Source organism: Thiohalocapsa sp. (assembly GCF_019695415.1).
In the GTDB taxonomy this organism is placed as follows: Bacteria; Pseudomonadota; Gammaproteobacteria; order Chromatiales; family Chromatiaceae; genus Thiohalocapsa.
The window spans coordinates 1-9,798 of the sequence record NZ_JAIFKJ010000193.1 but is presented as its reverse complement, the minus strand read 5'-3'; the positions used below and the strand labels follow the sequence as shown (position 1 = coordinate 9,798).

The following is a 9,798-nucleotide window of genomic DNA, read 5'->3' as shown; positions in this document are numbered from 1 at the left end:
CCGCTTCTCGGGCCCGGGGGGCCCGCCTGTTGTCTGGGTGGGATGCCTCGGTGTGCAGCGGGCTGTTTGGGCCTCGTCGCGGGCCGCTCGCGCGGCCCTGCGCGGGGCGGGCGCAGGTGGCGGGCGGCTGTGAATCCGGGCCGGCGACGGGCGAGCGTTTGCCGGCAAAAGCCCGCTATTGTAAGGCGTGTGGACGGCGGCAAGCCATGGCCGTGGCCGGGTCTTGTGCCGTGTCGCGAGCGCCTCGCAATGGGGCATGGGGTATACTGGCGTGCTTGTGACGCGGCGCTCGGGCTGCATCAGACGCGGGCCGTCACCGCCGTAACACCCATCCGCACCGCCGAGCGTGCCCCTGAACCCATGCGCCCCGAGACCGACGACCTCCGAATCCGCGAAATCAAGCAGGTCATCTCGCCTAAGGACCTGCATCGCGAGTTCCCCATCACCGACGCCGCCGCGGAGACGGTGTTCCACGCCCGCAGCGAGATCCAGCGTATTCTCCACGGCGACGATGACCGCCTGCTGGTGGTGGTGGGCCCCTGCTCGGTGCATGACCCGGAAGCGGCCATGGACTACGCCCACCGCCTGGCCGAGGTGCGACGTACCCTGGTGGACAGGTTGATGATCGTGATGCGGGTCTATTTCGAAAAGCCGCGCAGCACGGTGGGCTGGAAGGGCCTGATCAACGACCCGAACCTCGACGGCAGCTTCGAGATCAACAAGGGTCTCGGCCTAGCGCGGAAGCTGCTGCTGGATTTGAATGAGCTGGGCATACCGGCGGGCACCGAATTCCTGGACCTCATCAGCCCGCAATACATCGCGGATCTGGTGAGCTGGGGTGCCATCGGTGCCCGTACGACCGAAAGCCAGGGTCACCGCGAGCTCGCATCGGGTCTATCCTGCCCCGTGGGCTTCAAGAACGCCACCGACGGCAGCGTGAAGGTCGCCATCGATGCCATTCATGCAGCCGCCCGCCCGCATGTGTTCATGTCGCTCACCAAAGACGGCCAATCCGCCATCTTCAGCACCCGCGGCAACCTGGATACTCACATCATCCTGCGCGGCGGCAGCCGGCCGAATTACGACACCGAGAGTGTCAACATCGCGGCGGAGGCTATCGAAGAGGCGGGGCTCCGGCCGAAGATCATGATCGACTTCAGCCATGCCAACAGCCGCAAGCAGCCCGACAAGCAGCTGCGCGTCTGCGAGGACGTGGCCGGGCAGATCGCCCGCGGCGATGGTCGCATCATCGGCGCCATGATCGAGAGCCATCTCGTCGCCGGCCGCCAGGACCTCAAACAGGACGTGGCACTCCGCTACGGCCAGAGCATCACCGATGCCTGTGTCGGCTGGGACGACACCGTGCCTATGCTCGAGGAGCTCGCAGAGGCTGCTGCCCGTCGGCGCGAGCCCAGACGCCACCGCTGACGCGATGCCGGCGGGCACGCCGCGGCCGTGCGCGGCCCTATGAGCCTACCGCCGTTCGCAGCTGTACGAGCTGCGCCTGGATGGGGTCCATGATCGGCTTCAGCCTGCGTCGCATCAGACTGCCCAAGGTCGTTGGATCGCTCAGCACAGGCCGAATGACCCCATAGCCGACGCCGGACAGGATGCGCATGGCGGCGATGTCGTCGCGCAGCTGCGGGCACAGTGCCAAGACCTCGGTCACGGCGGTCGGTGCCCCGTCACCATCGGCAAAGGCTGCAGCCTCGGCTTGCACGTCCAGCAACGGCAGCTTCGGTTCACCGGCTGGGCGCAGCGGTGCGAAATACGCCCGCAGGCAGTCGAAGGTGGCGGTGACGACATCCTGATTCGGCGGTTTGTCGAGCACTGTTGCCACGGTCTCGAGGTAGGCCTGGCCGGGCCCCGACGTCGCGCGCAACAACAGGCCGGCCACCGGGTTACCGTCGTCGGCGAGTGGTTCCAGCTGATCTGCGAGGCGCTGACGATCGTCGCGCGGTGCCGAGGGCTGCGGCAGCGCATCCGGCAGGGCCTGCAGGAAGCCCACCAGATAGGCCTGTTTGCGCCCGGATTTGGACCACAGATCCTCGACCTTGGCTGGCTCTAGCAGGCCTGGCTGCAGAATCAGGCGCACCGAGTCGGTTTGCCGATCGGTCTCGGTCTCGAAGGGCAGATAGTCCAGCACATACTCCGCCAGCACGGGACCCATGCCGCTCGCGACGATGTTCGGGTTCTGCAGCATCCGCCGGGCGTTATCCGCGTCCTCCATGGCCCACCAGGCACGCCGCGCCAGTTCTTCCGTGAGGCCAGGCGAGCCGACAGCGGCCACGACCGCCTCGGGCTCCCCCAGCATCAAGAGCTGCTCCAGACTCTCGTCACGCATCTGACCCATCCGGGTCCAGCGCTTGAGGTAGACGGGATAACCGCCGGGGGAGCCCAGGATGTGGCCGGAAATGAGCTCCTTCACGGCGCGCAGATATTGCTCAGGGCGGCCGGTGGGCTTGAGCTCCACCTTGGCCTCGCCCTTGTCAGATAGGCCGTAGACGATGAGCTTGGACTCGTCGATGCGGATCGCCTTGGGCTTATTGGCGAGCAGGACGTTGAGCCGGAAGCTGTCTTCGCTGGCGAGGTCCATGGACAGTATCGAGCTGGGAGGGTCGAGGTGCGAGGAGGCGGCTGCCTCACTCGCCACCCGCGACTCAACCGTCGGCCGGCGGCTTGTAGTGCGGGTCTTTCGGATTCAAGAAGATGAAGTGCATCTTGCCCGGCTCCACCTCTGCATAGTCCATGGTGGCCTGATCGAGCAGCGGCACGTCTTCTGGTGACATCACCAGATCGATTCCCTCGCTCTGAAAACGAATGTCGTCTTCCTGGATGGAGTCTTCGAAGCCCATCCGATACTCGATGGCACCATCTGGCTTCTGTTCGGCGGCGAGGCGCAGGGACATACCCTCGGCATTGCCTTGCTTTGCCGCTTTCAGCACTTGTTCGGCCGCAGCCGGCGTCAACTTGAACATGCCTCTCTTCCCACTGCTGTCTGGACGGCCGGCGAGCGCCACGCCGGCCCCGTCATCAGAAGATCATAACGCGCGCGGTAGGGTGCCGTCGCCCCGTGCACCCGCCACGGCGAACCACACCTCATTGCAGCGCCCGCACCCGAGCGAGAAAACGCGCCGTCCAGTCCACACCGCCCACGTCGCGGAGGTGGGCGTAATTCGCGAGCAGATTGCCGGAGACGATACCGTCATGGCGGCCGTCCACGCCCTGCCCACGGAGCACTCGGTAGCCATAGACCCAATCGGGATCTGGAGCGACCACCGCGGAATGATGGAACTCGTGGGCGTGGATCTCGCCATCGCCGCGCCAGTGCGGCCAGGGGAACGCTTCGGTTTCCGTTAGGCGCATATAGCCCCGGCCCTGCGGACGCGCATGCATGGCCACATCGGCCCCCAACACGCCGCACATACGGCAGCTGCGGCCCTGCCAATGCAGGCGCTCCAACAAGTACATGAGGCCGCCGCATTCGGCGTAAGCGGGCCCGCCTCCGAGGATGAAGTCCGCCACTGCGGCCCGCATGTCGGCGTTCGCCTCGAGCGCATGCATGCGCACCTCGGGGAAGCCGCCGCCGATGAACAGTGCATCCACATCCGGCAACTCCGCATCCGCGACTGGACTGAAGGACACCAGCTCGGCGCCATCCCGGCGCATTGCCGCGAGATCGTCCGGATAGTAGAAGCCGAAGGCGTCATCCTGGGCGATACCGATGCGCAGCGGCGTCCCGCAGGAGACCCGATACGGCGGCTCGGGCGGCGGCTCGGGCGGAATTGGGGCCGTGGCGGCGATCCGCGCCAAGGCGTCCAGATCCACGTGCGCGCCGACCAGGTCCGTAATCCGATCGATCGTGCTCTCCGCGGCCTGCGCCTCGTTGCTCGGCATGAGCCCGAGGTGGCGCTCTTCGATCATCATGTCCGGCTGCCGCGGAACGGCGCCGATGACGGGCAGGTCCGTGTAGTGCTCCACCACTCGGCGCAGATTGGCCTCGTGTCGCCCGCCACCCACCTTGTTGAGTATCACACCCGCGATCCTGAGCGCAGGATCGAAGGCGAGATAGCCCAGCAGCAAGGGTGCGATACCGCGGCTCATACCCTGCACATCCACCACCAGCAGCACAGGGGCTTCCAGTAGCTTGGCGAGCTCAGCGTTGCTGTAGGCCCCCCGTAGATCGACACTGTCGAACAGGCCGACGTTGCCCTCGATGACTCCGAGGTCGGAACCGGCGAGGGCGCGAGCAAAAGATGCCCGGATCTCGTCCGCGGGGGTCGTGTGGTAATCCAGGTTCAGGCAGGGGCGGCCCGCTGCGCAGGACAGCCATAGCGGATCGATATAATCCGGCCCCTTTTTGAAGGGCTGTACGCTGTGTCCGCGGCGGCGCAGCGCACGCGTGAGGCCGATCGTGAGCGTCGTCTTCCCGGAAGACTTACGGGTCGCGGCGAGGTAGATGTGAGCCATGTCCCAAGGCGGACAGTTTCACCCGCCGGCTGGGGTGACGCCGGCGCCGGGGAACGACGTGGTTCCGAGCGATCCCAGCGGCGCAGTCTGTCAAACCGGCTCCGCTAGGCCGTCGATCTCTTTGTCGGAGAGAGACTCCGGCATGAATTGCAACACCCTGATACCCACCGAGACGATGAGCATCGCCACAGCCACGCCGCCGATGCCGAGCAAAAGCTCCGGCAAGCTGGGCGTGTAGGGAGCCACGGCACCGCCGACATCACCGGGCGCGCCGAAGGAGAGCACGGTCTTGCCGGGGAACATCTCCAGCGGGAATGCCTGGCTGCCGATGATGATCACGTACATGGCCGCGAGACCGCCCACGATCACCAAAGCGCAAGCGGCGGCGATCCAGTTACGGTCCTGGCTGAGACGCGGGTGATAGATGATCCCCAGCGGCAGCAAACCGCCCACGAGCACCCATCCACCCCAGAACATGAGGGTGTAGATACCGCCCTCGATGAGCAGGAAGGATTCAAAATCCGTGTTCTTCGCGCCGTAGAGATTCGTCAGATGGTAGATGAGGGTAAAGTACAGCACCGCGCCGACGAATAGGCCGAGCAGATTTTTGAGGCGCTTCAGGATCTTTCCCCCGATGGGGCGTCCATCCCACTCGAAGCTCGTCATCAGCACCAGCATGTATGCAGCAAGCCCATAGGCGAACGACATGACCACGAACATGGGCGCCAGCACAGCCGTGTCGTATGCGGAGCGGCCCACCAGGAAACCGAAGATGGAGCCGGTACCCGTGGTCAATGCGAGCCGCCAGAGGAAGGCAAAGGTACCGACGGGCCGCTGCAGGTGATTGCCCTTGCGCTCGGCCATGGTCCAAAGGTAGCCGATGGTGATGGCGAGAAAGCCCGTGTAGAGAAAGATGTTCCAGGCGAAGATGGAGCTGAAGTTGTAAGTGGTCATGGCCACCAGCAGTCGGTCGGGCCGGCCGAGATCCAACACCAGCACGAGTAAGCCACCTACCAACAGAGCGGCTGCCAAGAGGCCTGACAGTCGCGCCAGGGGCTTGTACGCAGGCTGGTTGAATACCGTGCCGATGGAGGCGACATTGAGCGCACCCGACGCAGCCACGATCAGAAACACCGCGAAGACGTGCGGCAGGCCCCACACCACGGAGTTGGTCATGCCCGTGACCCAGTGCCCCTCATGCTCCATGTACAAAGCGGCGGCACCGCCGATCGCGATGACAGCGGCGAGCATGGCGAGCAAACCCCAGTAACGCTCGGGTTGGATCAGCCATTCGCGGTAAACGATTCTCTTGCTCATCGGTTGCTCTCGACGATGGGGCCGCAGCCATTACCGGCGCGGCGAGGCCGCGACAAAACGCGGCCATGGACGAAACGGAAGGCGCGATTAGACGCCGGCGTAACGCACACCGGTGTTGAGCTCCAGGTCCTCGCGGATCTGCCGGCTCGGTTGCTTAGCCATGGCCTGACGCACCGGGCTGTTCGGGTCCTTCAGGTCGCCGAATACGATGGCATGGTGGCCCTCCGCCGCGCAGGCATCGGCGCAGGCAGTGGAGGTTTGGCCGTTGTCGAGCCGATGCGCACACAGATTGCAGCTCTCGACACACCCCATGCCGCGGGGGGCGCGCGTGAGCTTCTGATCGACTTCCTCGTGGATGAATGAGCGGGCCTTGTAGGGGCAGGCCATCATGCAGTAGCGGCAGCCGATACACGTGTGGCGATCCACCATCACAATGCCGTCGGCACGCTTGAACGACGCGCCAGTGGGGCAGACATCCACGCACGGAGGATGCTCGCAGTGCTGGCACATCAAAGGCAGGTTGGTGACATGCCCGCTGGTCTTGTCCTGCAGCTTTACCTTGCGAATCCACACGGCGCGTTGGTTCTGCCACTTGGCCTTGTCATCGCCAAGCGGCTTGGCCTGCAGGTTGAGTCCATTTTCCTGGTCGCAGGCGTCGACGCAGGCTGTACAGCCGTCGGCGCACTTGGCCGTGTCCACGAACATGCCCCAGCGATGGCGATCGCTCACAGGCTCGGTACGAGGCGCGGCGTCCGCTCGCTCGGGCGAGGCCGCGGTCAGGGCACCGATGGCAGCGGCGCCCACGCCACCAGCCCCACCGGCGACGGCGCCCGCAGCGGCCCCAAGGAATCGGCGCCGTTGCGGATTGAGTTCTCGATCGACTTCTCGGCTCATTGTGTTTCGCTCTCCGCCGCGGGGGCTGGCTCCGCCGGCACCTTCTGCTGCTCGACACCGGGGAGTAGCCCCCCCGGATGGGCTGCCGCCGTCACTTGGTTCCACGCTTCACCCTCCGGAATGGTGGCGTGACAGTCGAAGCAGTTCAGCGTGATCGCCGCATAGCTGTGGCACTGCGCGCAAAACTGGCCTTTGCCGTCGATATCGACCGGCTTGTGGTCGGCGTCGTAGCCCACGTGACACTCGACGCAGCCCGCGAGGCTGTGTTTGGTGGAGCGGATGCCGCCATAGACCGTCGTATCGCGCTGATGGCGGATCACTTCCATGTGATTACGGCGCATATACTCCGTAGGCTCGACGCAGTTCTCGAGCTGCGCAGCCTTGGAGCTGCCGACAACGAAGTCGCCGACACCGGTGGCTTGCGCCGCCGCGGCGAGGCCAAGGGCAACCAGGCCAAGCAGTACGGCGACTGCGGAGGCGATCTGGTGTTTCGCGTTCAAGTGGTGTTGTGTCATCGCTTTTTCCCGGTGCTGCGGATCTGGGGTCGACCAAGGGATCGACTAGGGGGTCGACTGGGGGATCGACCAGGGGCTCGATCAGGGAATGGATCGGGGATCCAAGCGGTCGACCCGAGAATCCGGCAGCACCGTCGCTGGCATTGGCTTATTCGCCGAGGCCCATCTTGATGTAGCCCGTGGGGCAGACATCAGCGCAGATGTGACAACCGATGCACTTGGCGTAGTCGGTGTCCACGTAACGCCCGGTCGTCTTCTGATCCTTGTTGACCCGGAAGACGGCATCCTGCGGGCAGAAGATGACGCAGTTGTCGCACTCGAAGCACATGCCGCAGCTCATGCAGCGCTTGGCCTCCGTGACGGCATCCTCCTCGCTGTAGCCGATGATGCGCTCCTTGAAGTGCCCCAAGACTTCCTCGGCGCTCGGCACCTCTTCCTTACGCTTGACGCGCGGGGTGTAGGGAAAGTGCCCCAGGTAGAGCTCATCGTGCGGGATGACCTCGGCGCTGGACCGGTCCTCGTAGTTGTGGATCGCATAGTTGGCATCGGAGGTGCCGCGCAGGTCGCCCGACTCATCCACCTTGAACTGCTCTGGCGCCAAGTGCGCCTCGGTCATCTTCTCCAGCAGATTGAAGTGGTGCACGTCCACCTTCGGGCGCTTCTTGTGCTCCGCTTGCTTCAGATACTCGTCAATGGATTCCACCGCGATCCAGGCCTGGCCGATAGCCGTGGTCAGCAGATGCGGCCGGATGATATCGCCGGCGACGAAGTGGCCGGGTTTGTCGGGCACCTGGTAGAACTTGTCGGAGTTCATCAGTCCACGGCCATTATCGAGGTCCTCGAGGCCAGTCATGTCGCCGCCCTGACCGATGGCGGCGACCACCAGGTCAGCCTCGAGCACGCGCTCGGTGCCCTCCACCGGCGTCGGACGGCCGTCCTTCATCTCGCAGTCAGCCACCTTGAGACCGATGGCGCGGCCTTCTGCACTCTTGATGACCTCCACCGGCATGACGCCGTCGAGGACGGTAACGCCCTCATGCAGTGCGTCATGCACCTCGTGCTCGGCGGCGGTCATCTTGTCGCGGGTGAAGAGCGAGGTCAGGGTCACCTCGGCGCCTTCAGCAGCGGCCGTCATGGCCGTGTCGTGGGCCACATAGCCGTCGTGGATGACCGTCTCGGGCAGGTCACTCTTGCCGGACTTGGTGATGTGACCCAGGCGGCGGGCAACGGACACGACGTCGATGGAGGTGTCACCACCGCCGACACAGACGACCTTCTCTGCAGTGACCTTCATTCGGCCCTCGTTGAAGGCCTTGAGGAAGGCGACGCCGGAGACGCAGTTGGGAGTGCCTTCCCAGCCGGGCACCGGCAGCCCGCGGCCGGACTGACAGCCGATGGCCCACAGAACGGCGTCGTAGTCCTTCTCGAGCTGCTCGACCGTGACGTCGACACCGACACGGCTGTTCAGCTTGACCTCGATCTTACCCATGTCGAGGATGCGATTGATCTCGGCGTCCAAGGCGTCCCGCGGCACGCGGTAACCCGGGATGCCATAGCGGAACATGCCGCCCAGGTCCCCGTTGGCCTCGAAGATCGTGGCCGCATGGCCCTTGCGGCGCAGCTGGTAAGCCGCGGCGAGGCCGGCGGGACCGCCACCGATGATGGCAATGTTCTTTCCGGTGTCGTGCTCCGCCGGATAGAACTTGTAGCCCTGCGCGGTCGCGTTGTCGCCGATGAACTGCTCGACGGCGTTGATGCCGACGTAGTCTTCGACCTCATTACGGTTGCAGCCGTCCTGGCAAGGCGCCGGGCAGACGCGGCCCATCATGGACGGGAAGGGGTTGGCGTCGGTGGAGCGACGGAATGCGTACTCCTGCCAGGTCATGCCCTCTGGCGGCTGCTCCAGCCCACGCACGATCTGCAGCCAGCCGCGGATATCCTCGCCGGACGGGCAGCTACCCTGACACGGCGGCGTCTTGTGCACATAGGTCGGGCATTTGTGGGAGGTATCCTGGACGAAGATCTGTTCGGTGAGGTCATCCCAGACGTTGTCACCGTCCTCGAACCGGCGCCAGGAAAGCTTGTTCATTTCGTCGCTGGAAGTTGCCATGGATAACGCTCCTTACGCTGCGAGCAGGGAATCTCGCTGATCGATGAGGTCTTGGTCGACGCGACGTCGGCCGGGACCGTGAACTGGGCGACGCCCGTTGCGCCTGGATTCGGCGCCTGGGTGTCGCGCAAGGCGGGAGGACAGATCCCGCGGTCAGGCTGGCTCAGGCGGCTTCGTCTGCGGCCTCCTCCTCGTCCTCGTCGGTGGTCTGCCCCGTCAGGACCAGCGCGTTGGACACCAGCTGGTGCACACTCACGATCTGATCCATGTCCATACCGTAGTAAGGCAGCACCTTTGTGAACTGGCTCTTGCAGATGGCGCAGATGGCGGCCATGTGCGTGACGCCCTTCTCCTGGATGACGTTGTTCAGCGCCTCTACCCGCGGCTGTGCCCCTTTGACGCGAATCTCCATCAGGTCATCCGTCAACAGACCGCCGCCGCCGCCGCAGCAGAAGGTGCGGTCGCGGATGGTGTCCTCGTCCATGTCGTAGA

General features: G+C 64.9%; 8 protein-coding genes and 1 pseudogene. 1 reads left to right on the top strand and 8 read right to left on the bottom strand.

From position 1 onward, the window contains the following. Positions 1 to 360 precede the first annotated feature (360 nt). Positions 361 to 1,428 (top strand): 3-deoxy-7-phosphoheptulonate synthase, encoded by a 1,068-nt coding sequence (locus tag I6U14_RS05440; RefSeq protein WP_296897524.1) that lies wholly within the window; start codon positions 361 to 363, stop codon positions 1,426 to 1,428. A 37-nt stretch (positions 1,429 to 1,465) separates the two neighbouring features. Here I6U14_RS05440 and I6U14_RS05435 read toward each other — a convergent pair whose 3' ends face one another. From I6U14_RS05435 to I6U14_RS05400, 8 genes and pseudogenes are all read right to left on the bottom strand, one after another. Next, complete coding sequence (locus tag I6U14_RS05435) at positions 1,466 to 2,596, bottom strand: sulfur reduction protein DsrS (RefSeq protein WP_296897522.1); 1,131 nt, start codon at positions 2,594 to 2,596, stop codon at positions 1,466 to 1,468. A gap of 64 nt (positions 2,597 to 2,660) precedes the next feature. Then, positions 2,661 to 2,978 (bottom strand): iron-sulfur cluster assembly accessory protein, encoded by a 318-nt coding sequence (locus I6U14_RS05430; RefSeq protein ID WP_296897520.1) that lies wholly within the window; start codon positions 2,976 to 2,978, stop codon positions 2,661 to 2,663. Positions 2,979 to 3,099: 121 nt separating this feature from the next. Beyond that, entirely contained in the window at positions 3,100 to 4,470 is a 1,371-nt protein-coding gene (locus I6U14_RS05425) for a cobyrinate a,c-diamide synthase (protein WP_296897519.1), read from the bottom strand. A gap of 90 nt (positions 4,471 to 4,560) precedes the next feature. Next, positions 4,561 to 5,787, bottom strand: a complete 1,227-nt coding sequence (nrfD, locus tag I6U14_RS05420; protein WP_296897518.1) for an NrfD/PsrC family molybdoenzyme membrane anchor subunit — start codon at positions 5,785 to 5,787, stop codon at positions 4,561 to 4,563. A gap of 87 nt (positions 5,788 to 5,874) precedes the next feature. Continuing rightward, the gene (gene dsrO / locus I6U14_RS05415) at positions 5,875 to 6,681 is read right to left on the bottom strand and encodes a sulfate reduction electron transfer complex DsrMKJOP subunit DsrO (protein ID WP_296897517.1); all 807 of its coding nucleotides are present in this window, start codon (positions 6,679 to 6,681) and stop codon (positions 5,875 to 5,877) included. Next, positions 6,678 to 7,196, bottom strand: a complete 519-nt coding sequence (locus I6U14_RS05410; protein ID WP_296897516.1) for a sulfur reduction protein DsrJ — start codon at positions 7,194 to 7,196, stop codon at positions 6,678 to 6,680. The genes dsrO and I6U14_RS05410 overlap by 4 nt, the downstream gene beginning before the upstream one ends. 148 nt (positions 7,197 to 7,344) lie before the next feature. After that, on the bottom strand, positions 7,345 to 9,306 hold the full coding sequence (locus tag I6U14_RS05405; RefSeq protein WP_296897515.1) for an NAD(P)-binding protein: 1,962 nt from the start codon (positions 9,304 to 9,306) through the stop codon (positions 7,345 to 7,347). Between the two features lie 163 nt (positions 9,307 to 9,469). Then, positions 9,470 to 9,798, bottom strand: a pseudogene (locus I6U14_RS05400) ((Fe-S)-binding protein); the annotation flags it as partial.